General features: G+C 69.0%; 8 protein-coding genes and 1 pseudogene. 7 read left to right on the top strand and 2 right to left on the bottom strand.

Translation table 11 applies throughout. The features are described 5' to 3' along the window. Nucleotides 1-20 precede the first annotated feature (20 nt). The 7 genes and pseudogenes from SK069_RS10815 (at nucleotide 21) to SK069_RS10845 (ending at nucleotide 15232) form a co-directional block, all read left to right on the top strand. Nucleotides 21-3104, top strand: a complete 3084-nt coding sequence (locus SK069_RS10815) for a helicase-related protein (protein ID WP_319954240.1) — start codon at nucleotides 21-23, stop codon at nucleotides 3102-3104. Beyond that, nucleotides 3104-4951 carry a DUF1998 domain-containing protein gene (locus tag SK069_RS10820; protein WP_319954241.1) on the top strand — a complete coding sequence of 616 codons (1848 nt, stop codon included), beginning with the start codon at nucleotides 3104-3106 and terminating at the stop codon, nucleotides 4949-4951. Before SK069_RS10815 ends, SK069_RS10820 begins: the two co-directional genes overlap by 1 nt. Then, on the top strand, nucleotides 4948-6045 hold the full coding sequence (locus SK069_RS10825) for a DEAD/DEAH box helicase (RefSeq protein ID WP_319954242.1): 1098 nt from the start codon (nucleotides 4948-4950) through the stop codon (nucleotides 6043-6045). The genes SK069_RS10820 and SK069_RS10825 overlap by 4 nt, the downstream gene beginning before the upstream one ends. Continuing rightward, nucleotides 6042-7562, top strand: a complete 1521-nt coding sequence (locus SK069_RS10830) for a hypothetical protein (RefSeq protein WP_319954243.1) — start codon at nucleotides 6042-6044, stop codon at nucleotides 7560-7562. Before SK069_RS10825 ends, SK069_RS10830 begins: the two co-directional genes overlap by 4 nt. Next, a complete protein-coding gene (locus SK069_RS10835) occupies nucleotides 7562-12223 on the top strand; it encodes a DEAD/DEAH box helicase (RefSeq protein WP_319954244.1) in 4662 nt (1553 codons plus the stop codon). Before SK069_RS10830 ends, SK069_RS10835 begins: the two co-directional genes overlap by 1 nt. After that, nucleotides 12208-13878: a UvrD-helicase domain-containing protein gene (locus tag SK069_RS10840; RefSeq protein WP_319954245.1), complete on the top strand. Its 1671-nt coding sequence runs from the start codon at nucleotides 12208-12210 to the stop codon at nucleotides 13876-13878. The genes SK069_RS10835 and SK069_RS10840 overlap by 16 nt, the downstream gene beginning before the upstream one ends. A gap of 160 nt (nucleotides 13879-14038) precedes the next feature. Next, nucleotides 14039-15232 (top strand): annotated as a pseudogene (locus SK069_RS10845) (IS3 family transposase). A 69-nt stretch (nucleotides 15233-15301) separates the two neighbouring features. On the opposite strand, the gene SK069_RS10850 reads toward SK069_RS10845, so the two are convergent. Together SK069_RS10850 and SK069_RS10855 are read right to left on the bottom strand one after the other, a co-directional pair. Continuing rightward, nucleotides 15302-16399, bottom strand: a complete 1098-nt coding sequence (locus SK069_RS10850; protein WP_319954246.1) for an HNH endonuclease — start codon at nucleotides 16397-16399, stop codon at nucleotides 15302-15304. Between the two features lie 132 nt (nucleotides 16400-16531). Next, nucleotides 16532-17389, bottom strand: coding sequence for a hypothetical protein (locus tag SK069_RS10855; RefSeq protein WP_319954247.1), 858 nt, complete (start codon nucleotides 17387-17389; stop codon nucleotides 16532-16534). Between the last annotated feature and the right edge of the window lie 232 nt (nucleotides 17390-17621).

Here is a 17621-nt window from a genome sequence, read left to right on the forward strand (position 1 = left end):
TCGTCGACTACGTCGAGCGCATGCTCGTCGGGCCCTCCGACGGTCAGCTCGAAGAGGTGCTCGGCATGCCGAACAAGCGCTACCTGATGGGCATCCTCTTCCCGGTCGGGACCAGCACGGCGGAGGTGCTCGCCGAGGAGCAGGAGGACGTGACCGGCGCGTCCGAGGGCGACCTCACCGCAGAGGACCCCGTAGCGCTCGCGGGGCAGTGGCTGCCGTCCTCGATGGGTCTCTCCTTGTTCGTCGATGGGGAGGCGGACGAGGTGAGCGTCGACGTCTGGGGCGCGAGGTACGACCTCGAGGCGACCAAGCCCCGTCGCAGGTACGTCCGTCGACCGCTCGCGGACGAGGAGACGCCCGACGTGTGTCCGCTCAGTCCGGAGAAGAGCTCCTACGACGTGCTCGGCGGGGCGGCCAAGCTGCGCGTGCGACGCCGTGACCTTCCCGGGGGGACGCTGCTGACCTGTTCGCTCGTCAACAACGAGGTCATGGAGGAGGACGCCGAGCCCGAGCCGGAGCACTGCCTCTACCAGGTCGGACTGCGGGTCAGGGCTGGCGCGGGACGGGTCCTTGAGTACCCCAGCGTGCAGCTCCTGTCGCGCGACGAGGAGGAGCAGGAGCTGAGGCTGATGTACCGCGCGTCGAGGACCTTCGCGATCGGCCACGGATGCGCGGTGACCTGGAAAGGGGCCGATGAGGACCGCAAGGACGTTGTGACCTCTCGGCTCCTGCCTCGCCACGAGGTGCGAGGCGTCACCCAGTCGGCGCCGCCAGGACTCGACCGATCCGTCCTCCGCGTCGCCCGCCTCGCCGATCACGCCGTCCCGTGGCCTGAACTCCGGTCCGAGCTCGAGGCCTTCGTGAACGCGTACGGGACCTGGGCGAAGGGGGAACGGGACCGGGACGACATCCCCGGCGAACTGGAGCCAGCGAGGGAACGGATCGTCGGACGCATCGGGGTCGCTCTGGATCGCATGAGGGCCGGTCTCGAGGCACTCGACGACGAGATCGTGCGGCGGTCCTTCCGTCTGGCCAACGAGGCCATGGCGCTCCAGCGGCTGAGACAGGGCAAGGACTTCGGAGGGACACGTCGGCGTCGCGACGAGGACGTCGACATGACCGATGACATCTCGAGCTCCGAGTTCTTCTGGCACCCCTTCCAGCTGGCCTTCCAGCTGCTGACGCTTCCGTCGCTCGCGGACCCATCGGACGCGCATCGCGAGGACGTCGACCTCATCTGGTTCCCGACCGGCGGCGGCAAGACCGAGGCCTACCTCGCCGTCGCGGTGACGGAGATCTTCCTCCGCCGGCTGAGGGCCGGCGCGCGCGGTGGCGGGACCGCGATCCTGACCCGCTACACGCTGCGCCTGCTCACGGCGCAGCAGTTCGAGCGTGCCGCGGCCACGATCTGCGCGTGCGATGTCCTCCGACGGCGCCATCCCGCTCTCGGCGACGAACCGATCTCGATCGGTCTCTGGGTCGGCGACGAGGCGACCCCGAACAAGTGCTCGAAGGCCGTCGAGATCTTCAGCGGCATCCGCCAGGACGACCGGCCGGTCAACCCGTTCCAGCTCGAGCAGTGCCCCTACTGCGGGACGCAGATCATTCCCGAGACCTTGAGCGAGGACGACGATGACTACGGCATCGTGCCGACGCTCGACGACTTCCGCATCCACTGCCCGACCAGCAGCTGCCCCTTCTACGAGCGGCTCCCCATCCAGGTCGTCGATGAGGTCCTCTACCGCCGCCCGCCGACCCTGTTGTTGGGAACGGTGGACAAGTTCGCGCAGCTCGCCTGGAACGCCGCCGGTCTCGCCTTCTTCGGCGGCGATGAGCACGACGCTCCGTCCCTGATCATCCAGGACGAGCTCCATCTGCTCTCGGGGCCCCTCGGCACCACCGTGGGGGTGTACGAGGCGGCCATCGAGGCGCTCTGCGCGCGGCACGGGGTCCCGCCGAAGATCGTCGCCTCGACGGCGACCATCCGCCGCTCCCAGGATCAGGTCCGCGAGCTGTTCGGCGGCCGACAGGTGCGTCTGTTCCCGCCCTCGGGCGTCGACTCGACCAATTCCTTCTTCGCACGGCGTGACGAAAAGAGCCCTGGTCGGCTCTACGCCGGCGTCATGGCCCAGAGCCACACCCTCTCCACTGCGATGGTGCACCTCGCCGCCGCCCTCCTGCAGGGCGTCGCCGAGACGGAGATGTCCGACGCCGAGCGCGACGCCTACTGGACGTTGGTCGTGTACCACAACTCGCTTCGCGAGCTGGGCCGCACGGTGACGCTCGCCCGAGACGACGTCCCCGCCCGTCTCAAAGGCATCGGTGCCGATGGCAAGTCGCGTGAGCTCGGCGACGACGACGTTGTCGAGCTGACGAGCAACGTCGGGGGCAAGAACCTGACCTCGATCCTCGAGCGGATGAAGCGGCCGGTGACGTCGGACGACGTGATCTCCGTCCTCGCCTGCACGAACATGCTGTCGGTCGGCGTCGACGTCGGACGCCTCGGGCTCATGGTGGTCAATGGGCAGCCGAAGACGACGTCGGAGTACATCCAGGCGACCAGCCGCGTCGGACGAGGCGAGGTGCCAGGACTCGTCTTCTCCCTCTTCACGGCGACCAAGCCGCGGGACCGTTCGCACTACGAGTCGTTCGAGCCCTACCACGCGGCGTTCTACCGGCGCGTGGAACCGACGAGCGTGACCCCGTGGTCGCCGCCGTCCCGAGATCGCGCGCTCCACGCGGCCTTCGTCATCCTCGTCCGGGCCTTCGCCGACCTCCTGAAGGACGAGGACGCCCACGCGTTCGATCCGGCATCGACCGCGGTGGACGAGGCACGCCAGGTGCTGCTCGACAAGATCGGCGCCGCCGATCCCGAGGAGCTCGCGTCCGCTGATCAGTCGATCGGCCGGCTCATCGAGCGGTGGGTCGAGCTCAAGCAAGAGGCCGAGGACCGGGACAAGAGGCTGCGGTTCCGACCGGGAGGGAAGGCCGTCCGGTCGCTCCTGCGCAACTTCGGCGAACGGGGCGACGGCTGGGAGACCCTCCAGTCGATGCGCAACGTGGACCGCCAGGTACTGGTGAAGGTCCAGGGGGAGGACGCCTGATGGAACGCACGATCCGGCTGTCGCAGACCGTCGCGCCGTTCGGCGTCGGTTCGATCTACGACCTTCGCGGCGAGTCTCTCGCCACCGTCGACACCTCGCGCTGGGGCGGGATGGGTGAACGTCTTGAGCTCGACCGTCTCGCCAAGGACCTCGGGGTCCAGGGGTTCCGCTCGGCGCCCGCTCGCGCAGACCAGTTCTCGACGAAGGGCGCCCGGCTGACGTTCGTCCGCTTCCCGCGGTGGCTGTTCTGCCCTGTGTGCCGGCGGATGACGATGTGGAAGAGCGAGTTCGAGGTCCCCGGCGAGCCCGCCCGCTGCGGCTTCTGCACCCGGACTCCGAAGCCCGAGCTCGTGCCGATGCGTTTCGTACTGACCTGCCCCGACGGACACCTCGGCGATGTGCAGTGGGACCGGTTCGCCCACAGCCGTGCCGAGGGCCTTGAGCAGCGGCAGTGCAAGTCGAGGGATCTGACCTTCACCACGAAGCCGGGCGCCGGCACCGGGCTGGACGCGTCGTGGGTCACCTGCCGGTCGTGCAAGGCCGGGCGCTCGCTCCAGGGCATCACGAAGAAGGGCGCAGCGGTATCGATGGGCCTCCTCTGTCCCGGCAAGCAGCCGTGGCAGTACCTGCCGGCCGATGCGCCGCAGTGCAAGCAGGAGGCCATCGTCCTGCAGCGCGGAGCGAGCAACCTCTACTTCAGCGACATCCGATCGGCGATCGACATCCCACCGGACTCCGACTTCGATGTCTTCAGCGACGTCGCTCGGAAGGTCACCGCCACTCCCGGGTTCGAGATGCTGATGTCGACCGATCCGGATGACGATCTGATGGTCGAGATGCTCGTCACGCGGCTCTCCAAGGAGCACGACGTCCCGGAAGCCGACATCCTTCGGCTCGTCGCCGGCGCGAAGGCCGAGATCTCGGGGGCCCCGGCGACGGCGGTGGCCCTCACCGGGGATCTTCGCCGCGACGAGTGGAACGCCCTCATCGCGGATCGCGGGCAGCAGGACGAGCGGAACCGGTTCTTGACCCGGCACGAGCAGCTCCGGCCCGACGGAGAGCTGTCCCGTGCCGAGCAGCTCCTCGTGGATGCCTTCGGTCCCGTGGTGCTCGTCACGCGGCTCCGGGAGGTGCGCGCGCTGACCGGCTTCCGCCGTTACCAGACCGACGGTCCGAAGCTGCCGCCGCAGCTCGACGCCCAGCAGATCGACTGGCTGCCGGCCATCGAGGTCTACGGCGAAGGGCTCTTCCTGCGCCTGAACGAGGACGCCCTGCAGAAGTGGGAGGCCCAGGACGAGGTGATCCGCCGCGTACGTGTCCTCGAGGAGCGGCGGCCGGACAGCCTCGTCGGGGACAGGCTCAAAGCGGCGTCCCCTCGGTTTGTGTTGGTGCACACCTTGGCGCACCTGCTCATCCGGAGGCTGAGCTTCGAGTCCGGGTACTCCGCGGCCTCGCTTCGCGAACGGGTCTACTGCGCCGAGGCCGGAGGCTCCGACGCCCCGTATGCCGGTGTTCTGATCTATACCGCCGCGGGCGATGCGGAGGGGACGCTCGGCGGATTGGTCCGTCAGGGCCGCCCGCCGAGGATGCTCCACACGCTCCTGGCGACGCTCGAGGAGGCGGCGTGGTGCTCGGCGGACCCTCTCTGCATCGATGCTCGCGCCCAGGGGTTCCAGGGTCTGAACCGCGGTGCATGCCACGCCTGCAGCCTCGTTGCAGAGACGAGCTGCGAGTACTCGAACAGCTTCCTCGATCGGGGCGTTCTCGTCGACCGCGAAGTCGGGTTCTTCCGCGATGCGCTCGCTGCGGCGCTCGAGGACTCGGGCCGGACGGCTTCCGTCTCATGAGGTTCCCGACGTACCAGGACCTCTCGAAGGAGCAGGACGACGTCAACAACCTCCCGCTGAAGGGCAACTACCTGGTCACCGGGCCACCCGGGACCGGCAAGACCGTCATGGCCCTGTACCGCGGGAAGGCGCTGGCGGGTCGTCGCGAGTCGGTCCAGCTGCTGATGCACGGCAGGCTGCTGTCGCAGTACACGAGCCAGGTCGTGGGACACCTCGGCATCGACGGCGTCGTGAACACCTTCTTCAGCTGGCTCGGCAAGTGGTGCCGCTCGAACTGGGGGGTGAACACCCCGCAGGTAGAGCCCTACAGGCCGGATTGGACGCGGATCATCGAGCTCGCGATCGAGAAGCCCCCGGCCCGCGGGGCCCAGCCACACCTCCTCGTCGACGAGGGGCAGGACATGGCGCCCGAGTTCTTCATGTTCGCGAAGAGCGTCGCGAAGGGCCTGACGGTCTTCGCCGACGAGAACCAGCGCATCACCGACGACAACTCGACGCTCGCCGAGATCCGGACGAAGATCCGGCCGGACGCGGAGCTGAAGCTCACCCGGAACTACCGCAACACCCGTGAGATCGCACTCGTGGCGCGGCACTTCGTGGCGGACTCGCCGACTGGAGTTCCTGAGCTCCCCGAGAGGACCGGACCCAAGCCGGAGCTCGCCGCCCACCCGCGTACGCACGAATCCGCGCAGCGCATCGCGACCTACGCCGGCAACTTCAAGCGGCAGCAGATCGGCGTCATCGTCCCAAACGACAAGAAGCTGCTCTCGATCTACAGGAACCGGCTCGCCGCGGCGCTCCCCGACTCCGTGCGCCTTCAGCACTACAGCAACAAGGGTAAGACGGAGGTCGAGTTCGACACCCCCGGTGTGACGCTGCTGCATTGGGCGAGTGCCAAGGGCCTGGAGTTCGACGCCGTCTTCCTCCCCGAGCTGCAGGCCGTGCGGCAGGAGCTCGGGTCCCCGTTGCTCCACATGCAGCTTCATGTGCTGTGCTCCAGGGCACGAGAGCGCCTGTTCCTCAGCTACACCGGGGAGGGGAGGCCGGCGATCGCCTCGCTCCTGCCGCTCGATCTCATCAAGGTGGTCCCGTGACCGATCCCCTCTTCCCGTCGGGCCACACGCCCGGACCTTGGCTGGTCCTGACGAACCGCTCCAACGTCGTGGACTACATCGCGTCCGGCCTGGTGCGCCCGAAGGAGGGACTTGAGAAGTACTACGCAGATCTCTCCGACCTCGTCCCTCTGAGGGTCCCGGTCGTGGCCGGACCGCTCTCGGTCGAGCTCATAGAGCGCGTCGCCGACCGCCCCATCCATTTCCCGGTCGCGCTCGAGATCGCCGCCGATGCCGTGTCGTCCACCACGGACGACCGAGTGGGAAGCCTCAAAGTGGCGACGCTCGACGCGATCGCGAAGGTGCACCTGGAGACCGAGGACGACCTCGACGAGCTCGTCGCCCGCACCTTCGACAACGTCGACTGGTCCCGCGTCGAGTACGCGGTCAGCCCGGAGCTCTTCTCCGGAGGGGATCTCACACTCGAAGCGGTCCGCGAGGCGCTAAGCGGAACGCAGGACGGGCCGGCTCCCAAGTTCGAGCTGGAGGACCGGCTCGCGGGGGCCCGGCTGATGGCGCTCTCGACCGCAGAGGCCCACCACGATCTAGACGCCGTGGCACTGGTTGCGCTCGATGCCGGCCAGGCCCGCACCGCGGCCGGCGGGCCCGGCGAGTGGTTCGTCATCGACGACTCACTGGCTTCCTATTCGCCGTCCGAGGGAGCCTCCTTCGACGAGCGCCTTTTCCGGGCCGCGGCCGCCCGGTGCATCTCGACCTCGCGGTCGGACGTATGGGACGGCGCACGGCTCGTGGGCGAGATCGACGAGCTCCTCAAGGCCGACCACGAGGTCGACGGCGATGACCTGGCCCGCTGGGCGAAAGCAGCCGAGCGGATCCGTGAGATCGTCGATGCGGTGCGAACCTTCGAACGCCTCACGACGACCGAGTATTCGAGCGAGGCGGCGGTGCTGCTCGCCGCCCTGCGGGGCCGACCAGCGGATGTGCTTGCGCTGATGCTCGAGGACATCGGAGGTGATGCGTGGACCGTCACCGCGGCGGCCACGCTCATCGGCCTCGTCCACGGCCGACACGCGATGAGCGTCGAGCTGCGCCCTGAGGCACTCGACAGCGTGCTCGCGCGCATGGAGCGCTCCCGTCTGATCGGGAGCCCTTGGACTCCAACTGTGGAGGTGGCTGCGGACGGGGCGAAGTCGTCGCTGAAGGTCGATGGTGCAGCCATCCTCGAGGTTCCCCTGCCACCGAAACCTCTGCACGACCTTCTCGCGAGCATCGACGTCGACATCTCGGCGAACCGCGAAGCGGTTCTTGAGGTGGTTCGCATCGCAGGCTGGCAGGAAGTGATCCGAACGACCGTGATCGTCCCCGGGACCTTCAGCCACACCGTGGAGAGGAAGACGTCGCGCATCGAGTTCCACGGTGATCCGGTCATCGAGCAAGGGGTGGACCGCACAGCCCTCGAGCACCGCCTCGAAACCGACGCAGATGCGCTCCGACCGGTGCTCGAGCGGCTCGTCGCCGAGCAGCACGAGGCCCGCTGATGACACGCACCTGGGCCGGGCCCGACTCCGAGGTCGGAGCGGCAGTCACGCGCTTCTCCGCAAGTTGCCTGGACACGTACCGGGTCGACGCGCGCCGTGTCGTCGAGGACGCGAACATTGAACGCATCGCGACGGAAGGCGGCTACGCCCGCCGCCAGCTCTTCGAGCTCATCCAGAACGGCGCGGATGAGCTGATCGACCGGCGCGGTCGGATCCGCGTCGTCGTGACCGACCACGCGCTCTATTGCGCGAACGAAGGCCGACCGGTCAGCGAACAGGGTGTCGGCGCGATCCTGGGCTCGCACAACTCGCCCAAGACCGGCGTCGAGATCGGCCGCTTCGGTCTCGGCTTCAAGTCCGTTCTCGGCGTCTCAAGGACGCCTGCCGTCTACTCGACGAGCGGCAGCTTCGGATTCGATGCCGACCGCAACCTCGACGCGGTCCGGCGAATCGTGCCCGACGCCGACCGCGCGGCGGTCCTCAGGATGGCCGAGCCGATCGATCCGGCGGCGGCCGCCGCCGACGACCCGGTGCTGGCCGAGTTGATGGATGACGCCGACACCGTCATCGTCATGCCGCTCGACACGGGCCCAACGGCCTGGCTACCGAGCACCTTCCGGACCTTCCCGGCGCAGTTCCTCCTGTTCTCCTCGCATGTCGAGCAACTGACGTTGGAGGATCGGACCGGCGAGGGGTATCTCCGCAACATCCTCCTCGACGAGGAGGGGGACGGGGTCTGGGTTCTCCACGACACGGGGACGGAGGACAAGACGTCGAGGTGGAAGCTCTTCGGCGTCCACCACTCCCTCAGCCGCGCAGTTCGTCGAGACGGCGGGACCATGGCCGAGCGGCCGGTGATCCCGATCCACTGGGCCGTGCCGATCAGTCGCGCGGAGCCGGGACAGTTGTGGGCATTCTTCCCCACGCAGGTCGAGACCACACTGAGCGGCATCATCAACGCACCGTGGAAGCTCGACGAGAGCCGGACGACGCTCGTTCCGGGCGAGTTCAACGCCGAGCTGCTGTCGGCCGCCGTCGACGTCGTCATCGAGAACCTCGCGGAGGTCGCGCGGACCGATGACCCCGGCTTCATGCTCGAGCTGCTGCCGGGACGAGGCAAAGAGCTGAAGGGGTGGGCCGACGAGATCCTCTCCGATCTCGTCTACAAGCGGGCCGCGGACGCCGATTCGCTGCCCGACCAGACGGGGCGCCTACAGCATCCTTCGACGCTCCGGCTGCTGCCCGAGGACGTCGGCGTAGGCGCGGCCGAGTGCTGGTCGGAACAGCCGACCCGCCCGGTCGCCTGGGTCCATCCGTCGGCCGTCCGCAATGCGACACGGCGGTCGCGCGCGGTGCGGCTGATCGAGGCGGTCGACGGCCGGCAGGAGCCCGTCGACGATTGGCTCGAGGCGCTCATCGGCCGTCGAAAGATCGAGGGCAGCGCCGCTGCACTCAGGGTCGCCACCGCGCTGGTCTTCTCGGAGGCTGACGCCGGCATGCGTAAGGCGAAGATGATCCTCACCGCGGATGGTCGCCTCGTGCCTCCCACCCGCGGCCTCATCTTCCGGCCGGCAGCGGTGGATGTCGATGTCGACGTGCCACTCGTCGCATCAGAGCTCCTCGAGGAGGAAGGGGTCCCAGAAGCCCTCGACGCCCTGAAGGTCCAACAGGTCAGCGCCGCCACCGTCCTCGACGCGCTGGTGGACCGGGCGGTTTCGGGAAGCGACGCCTCGCGTGACTGGAACTGGGGCGAGGCCTGGAAGCTGGCCGACCGCGTGACCGGACAGGAACTGCGGGACATCCTGATCGGCCGCCACAGTCTCGTTGCGACCGACGTCTACGTGCGGACCATGAGCGGGCGGATGGCCCGCCTGGCCGACGTGCTGCTGCCTGGGAGCCTGCTCTCGCCCGAGGACTTCAAGGCGACCCATCGCGGCCTCCTGGTCGACACCGTCCGCCACCGCCTGCACCTGGACGTGCTGCGTGAGCTCGGTGCCACCGATCGCCCTGTCCGGGATGCGGGGAGTACGGACGAACCGTGGCTCGCGGAATACCGGCGGCAGCTCGTCAAGGCAGCCATCGACGAGGCGCGTACGCACGGCGCGCGGGTCAAGCCCGAGCACTTCGAGCTCATCCCGAGATCCTCTTGGCCCGGTCCGGCCACGCCGCTCGATGGGCTCTCCGGAGGGCCGGCGGCAAAGTACGCGCGAGAGCTGCTCGCGGCCTGCGACGACCTGGAGCCGTGGGTCCTCCGTCGCACCAAGGGCCGTGTCACGGACTCGTCGGTTGAGCACCCGCTCCTCTGGCGGATCCGCCAGGTCGGGGTGCTGCCGACCGACAAGGGCGTTCGACCGATCGCTGACTGCGTCACCGACCTGCTCAAGCCGATGGCCCCTCTACTGCCGGTCGTCGACCTGCCCCGGCCAGCCTGCAGAGCGCTGGGCCTCCCGGACACGATGGCGGGACTCGACGACCGTCGGCTGGCCATCGCCTGCGATGCCGTCGGGGACCTCGAGCGCGAAGACCAGATCGGTGCCGCGTACGTCGCTTTGCAGCCCGCACTCGGGACGCCACCCGAGCGCATCCGAGCGGTCGTCCGGCGCGACGTGGTCTGGGCGACGCCCGCCGACGTCTGCGTCACCTCCGATCTGGCGGACCTCAAGGTGTTGCGCGGAACCGGCGTCCCGTTCATCCGCGTCGCAGCCGAGGAGCAGGCCGAGCGCCTCATCACCGCCTGGGGGCTCCGGCGCATCTCGGATCTCGTGGGCTCACGCATCGTCGCGCAGGCGGACGGTGATCGCGAGAAGGCGATCGACCGCTATCCGCTTCTGCGCTTCATGCTGCCGCCGGTCGTGGAGCGGGTCGAGCTCATGCCGTGCTCCGAGATCCACCGGGAGATGTTCACGGACGAGGGCAGCATGTCCGAGCCGCTCGACTTCGAGCTTCGCGACGATATCCTGTACTACGACTCCCGGCTCGACGACGTGACCCTCCTCCGCAGGTTGGCGGAGCGACTGGGAGTGCCACTGGCAAGAGACGACGCACGGAACGTCATCGACAACGCGCAGGCCGAAGAAGTCCAGGCGCTCCTCGCGGAGGTCCGGTCGGCGACTGATGATGCAACGCGGCTGCTGTCTCTAATCGGCGTCGACGAGCTCCGCTCGCGGGTCCCCGACGTCCTCATCGAGGCCGTCGAGGAATCGGAGGGCGAGCTGTCCGACCTCGATGTCGCGGAGCTTGCGCTGACGGTCTTCGGCGTGGAGACGCTGAAGGTGTTCAGCGACAGCATGGAGAAGAGAGGGCTCGCCCCTCCTAGCGAGTGGGTCGGTCGGCGAACCACGGTCAAGTTCGTGACCGAGGACCTCGGCTTCCCGCGGAAGTACGCAGGCTTCGCTGGGGTCAAGCTCGTGGACACGCTCGATGTCCCGGGGCCCACGACGCTCCCGAAACTCCACGACTTCCAGGACCGCGCCGCCGCCGGCATCCGCTCGCTGCTCGTCGACGACGGCGACCGGCGCGGGCTCCTGTCCCTGCCGACAGGCGCCGGCAAGACCCGTGTGACAGTTGAAGCGCTCATCCGAGCCGTCGCCGCAGGCGAGCTCGAGAGCCCGATCCTCTGGATCGCGCAGACGCAGGAGCTGTGCGAGCAGGCGGTGCAGAGCTGGGCAGAGGTTTGGCGGGCGGTCGGGCCCGCGCGCTCCCTGAAGATCAGCCGGCTCTGGGGGAGCTACAGCGCTCAGGCCCGTGAGGACGGGGGAATCCAGGTGGTCGTTGCGACCATCGCCAAGCTCGGAGCGAGCTGCTTCGGCAAGCCTGCCTACAAATGGCTCAGCCGTCCCGGCGTCGTGATCGTCGATGAAGCCCACGTCTCCACGACCACGAGCTACACCGAGCTTCTGAAGTGGACCGGCATCGATCGCGGGACGGACCACGCTCCGCTCATCGGCCTCTCCGCCACGCCCTACCGCGGCTTCAACTCCGTGGAGACGGACAGCCTCGCCGGACGTTATGGCATACGCCGGCTCGACGAGGGCGTCTTCGACGAAGCGGAGGGGGCCTCCATCTCGCTCCTCCAGGACAAGGGAATCCTCGCCCGCGTCGACCACCAGGTCCTCGAAGGCTCTGAGCAGGTCCCCCTCACCTCGGCCGAGAAGGAGCACATCCAGAAGTACAGGTCCCTGCCCCCGTCGGTCCTCAACAAGATCGGCCGCGACCTCGACCGAACGAATCGTCTCGTCAAGTCGGTCACGGAGCTTCCGGCGGACTGGCCCGTCCTGATGTTCGCCGCCTCCGTCGCTCATGCGGAGACGCTCGCGGCGCTGGTGGCGCGGAAGGGGCGATCGGCGGCAGCCATATCGGGTGACACGCCCGACCCTGTGAGGCGGCACCTAATCGGCGAGTTCCGCGCCGGACGTCTGCAGACGCTGACGAACTACGGCGTCCTGACCGAGGGCTTCGATGCACCGTCTATCCGTGCGCTCTACATCGCGCGTCCGACCTACAGCCCGAACCGCTATCTCCAGATGATCGGGCGCGGACTTCGTGGACCGGCCAATGGCGGCAAGCCGGTCTGTCAGGTCATCGACGTCGCCGACAACGTCGTGGCCTTCGGACTAAGACTGGCCTTCAGGGAGTTCGAGCAGGCGTGGAAGCAGAGCTGACGCAAGAGCAGCGGGAGGTCGTGTTGTCCCCCGCGAGTGCTAGGACGATCGTCGTCGCTGGTCCGGGGACCGGCAAGACCCACGTCATCGCGGCCCGGGTCCGGCAGCTCATCGACTCGGGCGCGATCGAGGATCCCGAGCGCATCTTGGTGCTCAGCTTCACCAGGGCGGCCGTCGATGTGTTGCATCGGCGTCTCGCCGACCACTCGGTCGCCCGCGAGGTCCGACCGTCGACGATCGACAGCTACGCCAGGAAGGCGGTTCAGAGCTCCGGTCAGTCCCCCGCGGGCGGGTTCGATGCGATCATCCGCGCCGCGATCCGCTGCGAGTCCGAGGACCCGCCTCACGAGCACGTGATCGTCGATGAGGCTCAGGACCTCAGCGGTGACCGACTGAGCTTCGTGACGAAGCTCCTCACCGCGGCGAACGGCTTCACCGTCCTCGGTGACCCGGCCCAGGGCATCTACGGGTGGCAGGAGACGGGACCTCATATCGACGCGATGGACCGGATCGCCAAGACCTTCGAGGACGCCCGCCGACTCGAACTGACGGAGGACCACCGCACGCGTTCGCCAGCCGCACGTCCCCTGGACGGCACACGTTCCGCTGTCGCAGCCGGCTCGGACGAGCAGGGTCTCATCCGACTTCGACAGAGGCTCAAGACCGCCCCGCAGCTCGACCCCAACGCACTGATGACGGTCCTCCGGTACTCACGGGGGGAGACGGCGGTGCTGTGCCGTACCAACGCCCAGGTGCTGCAGCTGTCGGCGACGCTCGCGGCGGCCGGCGTCGCCCACCGCATCCAGCAGCCAGCCCAGACCTCCGTGCCGCCGTTCTGGCTGTCGGCGCTGCTCCGGAACGTCGAGGCGGACGAGGTTCAGAAGTCCGACCTCGATCGCGAGGCGGCCCAGCTGACCGACGCAGAGCTCGATCAGGCCTGGTCCGAGCTCGAGCGACTGGCATCCGACGGTGAGGACATCCTGCTCGCGCGCATCAGGTCTTCGGCCGCGGAGATGGCCGAGCTGCCCCGCTTCATGCGCGACGTGCCCGTGCTTTCGACGGTCCATCGCAGCAAGGGGCTCGAGTTCGATCGCGTGATCGTCACCGACCTGGGCGGCCGCGGTGACGAGGCGTCCACCGCGGAGGAGGCGCGGGTGCTGTTCGTGGCGGCGACCCGGGCGCGGGACGCCGTTCTCGCCACGACTCTGGACCGTCCGAAGCACGCGATGCGCCGTCGATCCGGACGATGGATCGCCACCCCGTGGAATCGGGACGAGCCCCTCGGCGTCGAGATCTCGGTCGGAGACGTCGACCGGTCGGTCCCCTTCCTCGACGACGGTGCCGCGGGGTACGTTCAGCGGCACCTGCGCACCGCGGTCACGCCGGGCGACGCGGTGCAGATCGAACCCGCGTACCGGGATGGGCGCACCGACCTGGACGTCGTCCATCGGGGCGTGGCGGTCGCGCGTCTGACGGCCGAGTGCGTCGGAACGATCGGGCACCTCGGTCTGGCCGGTCGGCGGCTCGAAGGACTTGTCGTCGATCGTCTCAGCACCGCCGTGGGGTCAGCTGCGATCACCGAGGCGGTCGGCGCAGGAGCTGCGGGCCTCTGGCTCGTGCCCGAGATCTCGGGCTTCGCGTCGGTCCTCAGCTGACGGCGACACGGCCAGCAGGCCACCGCCCGAACTCGCGCCCAGACCCGCTTCGTCTACCCCGTCGGGCTCATCCACGAGGAAGTCACGGGGGTCTGCTGCACGGATCGGTGTCACCTGACGTGCGGCGCTCTGCGGAGCGCCGCCAGAGAGGATGTGCACCGTGCCGAAGCCCTCCCCCAGAGAGTTCCGAGAGGACGTGGTCCGGGTCGCTCGGGCGCGTGGTCAGGACACGACGATCAAGCAGATCGCGAAGGATTTCGGGATCAGTGAGTCGTGTCTGACGAACTGGATGAAGAAGGCCGACCTCGAAGACCGCGGCAAGCCGGCCACGACGAGCGGCGAGGATCTCGAGCTGCGCGAGGCACGCAAGCGGATCCGGCTGTTGGAGCAGGAGAACGAGGTCCTGCGCAGGGCGGCGGCGTACCTGTCGCAGGCGAGCTTGCCGGGAAAATGATGTACCCGGTCGTCAGGGAGCTCGCCGAGGACGGGGTGCCCGTCACGGTGACGTGCCGGGTGTTGAAGATCGCGCGTCAGCCGTACTACCGCTGGCGATCGAAGCCCGTCACCGATCGCGAGCTCGTGCAGGCGTATCGCGCCAACGCGCTGCTGGACGCGCACCGCGACGACCCCGAGTTCGGGTACCGGTTCCTCGTGCAGGAAGCCCGCGAGGCGGGGCAGGGGATGTGCGAGCGGACCGCGTGGCGGATCTGCTCGCAGATGGGCTGGTGGTCGGCGTTCGGCAAGAAGCGCGCGATCAACGGCAAGCGGCCGGGGCCGCCGGTGCACGACGACCGCTGCGCAGTCTCCGAGCAGCACGGGCGCGTTCGTCACCCGTTCGTCGCCAGCGGCCCGAACGAGCTGTGGCTGACCGACATCACCGAGCACCGCACCTTGGAGGGCAAGCTCTACATGTGCGCGATCAAGGACGCCTACGCCGGCCGGATCGTCGGCTACTCGATCGATGATCGGATGAACCTCGCGCCTGGCCGTGAGCGCGCTTGAGAGCGCGGCCTGCCGGCGTGGGCAGGTCGCTGGCTGCATCGTGCATTCCTATCGCGGCAGCCAGTTCCGGTCACGCCGCTTCGTGCACGCCCTCAACCGTCACGGGCTCGTCGGATCGATGGGCCGCGTCGGTGCCGCGGGCGACAACGCCGCGATGGAGAGCTTCTTCTCGTTGTTGCAGAAGAACGTGCTGAACCGTCGCCAGTGGGCCACCAGGCAGGAGCTCCGGCTCGCGATCGTGACGTGGATCGAGCGGACCTACCACCGCCGCCGACGCCAAGCACGGTTGGGCCGGTTGACCCCGATCGAGTACGAGACCATCATGATCCCGAGGACCGCGATCGCGGCCTGAGAAACCTGTCACCGATCCGTGCAGCAGACCCCTGCCTCCTGAATCCTCGTTCGCGGTTGCGACGGCTCGTCACGCAGGCGCCAGCAGACTGCGGAGCGCGTCGGCCGCCGTCCGGTAGGGCTGGAGTCGGGCCTTGTCCGGTGAACCCCCGCATTCCCAGAGGGTCCGCAAGTCGGCTCCGATCAGGTACGCCGAACGGACCGTCGCCTCGGTCCTCGGCCGGTCCTTCGGCCACGACCGCTCGCGCGCCAGGCTCTCGAGATCGCCCGCGTAGCCCCGGTTGCGCTCGAGGAACGGCTCGAGGTGCCTTGGGCCGGCGAGGAACGCGCGCTTGGCGTTGTTGCAGCGACGGCAGGCGACGACGAGGTTGTCGAGGCCGTCGTCGCCGCTGCGGCTCCACGGGATGAAGTGGTCGACCTCGCGGTCGGTGGTGCCCACGCCGGTGGCGCAGTAGAAGCAGCGGCCGTGTTGCAGGTCGAGCAGGCCCTCGGCGACGCGGCCCAGCGCGACGCGGTCGCGGCCGAAGAGGAAGTCCTCGAAGCTCAGCAGTGAGGAGGCGTCGGGGACCTCGGCGCGGTTCAGCGCGGCGGCCTTCTCGCTCCACCAGCGCACGACGAACGGCCGCAACAGCGGGGCCAGGCGCACGAACGCGTCGGCCACGCCAGGGAACAGCTCGATCGCGGCGCCGGACTCGCGGTAGGCGCGCATCGTGAACCCACCCTGTCGCCGGAACGGCCAGGGCACGGTGTAGAGGAACGGCTCGAAGGGGCGCTGCAGGCGCGGGATCGGCCACTCCGCGAGGGTCCGCTCGGCCTGCCGCACGAGCTGCTCCCAGGACCTGCTGCGCCGGACGCCGTCGGGGATCGTGATCGCGTCGACGCCCGCTTCCTGCCGGAACGCGGCGAGGTCGCGCAGGATGGTCGCCTGGCCGCCGCTCTGGTTCTGTACCAGGACGCGGCCAGTGGTCGCGTAGGCGCGGCTCTGCGGCCAGTACAGCTCGACCACGCGCTCGGCGAGCTCGCGCACCGGCATCCGTCCGTCCTCGAGGTGCTCCGGCGCGCGGTCGAGCATCGCGACCAGCAGCGCGGGTTTGTACGTCGACGAGGTCGCGGCGTCGTCCAGGAGCGCGAGGACCTGCTCCCCGATGGCCAGCGGCTCGCCCGTCACGCTCGTGAGTATCGCTCGGCCTGACCCGCGCCGGGGTGGCAGACCGGTGGGCGAAGCGCCTTCGGCCGGCTTGCGAGCCCTTCGGCCGAGCGCCGGCCGAGGACCGCTCTCCGGCCTGCGCGGCACGCCCGCTTAGAGTGCTTCCGCCTCGCCGGTCTCGACGACTTCGACCAGCGTCGCGGTCACGTCCGTCGGCGCCTCGTCGTCGGCGTCGCCCCGGAGCGCCGCGGCGAACTCGTGGTTCAGCTCGAGGCTGTCGTCGAACTCGCCGTTGAGGTTCGCCACCAGCGCGTCGGCCAAGCGGCCGCCCATCGGTCGGAAGGCCACGTAGGTCAGGCCGCCGGAGACGAAGCCGCCGACGACCGGCACCGTCTTGGTGATCGCCTTCTCGACGGTCTGCTTCGTGATCTTCTGGCCGACCAGCGCGCCCACCCGCTTGACGAGCGGGTACCACGCGGTCTTCGTCAGCGCCTGGGCCGCGACCTTGCGGCCGATGTTCTGGCCGACGACGTGCGAGGTCTGGGCGATCAGCGCCGCCGCTCCCGCGGCGCCGAACATCGCGCCGAGGTAGGCGATGACGCGCATCTGGGCGGCCTCGGAGAGCTCCGCGTCGCCGTCGAAGAGCTCGTCCTCACCGAAGAGGAAGGCGATCTGCTGCGCGAGGTTCAGCGCGAACCCGAAGTACTGCGCGACGTCTGCGCCACCGGCGGCGACCATCACGACCGGGTTGCCGGCCAGACCGGACACGAACGACGCCGCCGCGGTCTTGTTGGCGGTGGACTTGATCAGCACGTCCGCCTTGCGGCGGAGCGACTCCAGCGAGTAGACCGCTTGCGGTCCCTGCGCGAGGACGATCTCGAGGTGCGGTGAGTCGGCGAACTGCTTGCGCAGGAACGCCTCCCGGTCGACGCGTACGACCGGCAGCGAGGCCACGGCACCGATCGTTCGCAGCGTCGTCTGGTAGAGGGCGTCCTGGTCGGGCTTCGCCATGCGGGCGAACGTAGCCAACCCGGTGTGCGGCGTCCACCGGAACGGGCGCAACGTCCACGGCGGCCGGCCGAACAACGATCCGGTCGCCGCCGCGACCCGCGCGCTGAGGGCCGCGAGGCGGGACGGAGAACCGTCGGGCCTCGCGGCGGGCGCCGCCACCCGCGCTCGACGGCGCGGGCCGAACTCAGACGAACTCGGAGTACGTGTGCACCACGCGCGGCTTGCGGTGCTT

It is taken from the genome of Patulibacter brassicae (genome assembly GCF_033949425.1).
Taxonomy (GTDB): Bacteria; Actinomycetota; Thermoleophilia; order Solirubrobacterales; family Solirubrobacteraceae; genus Patulibacter; species Patulibacter brassicae.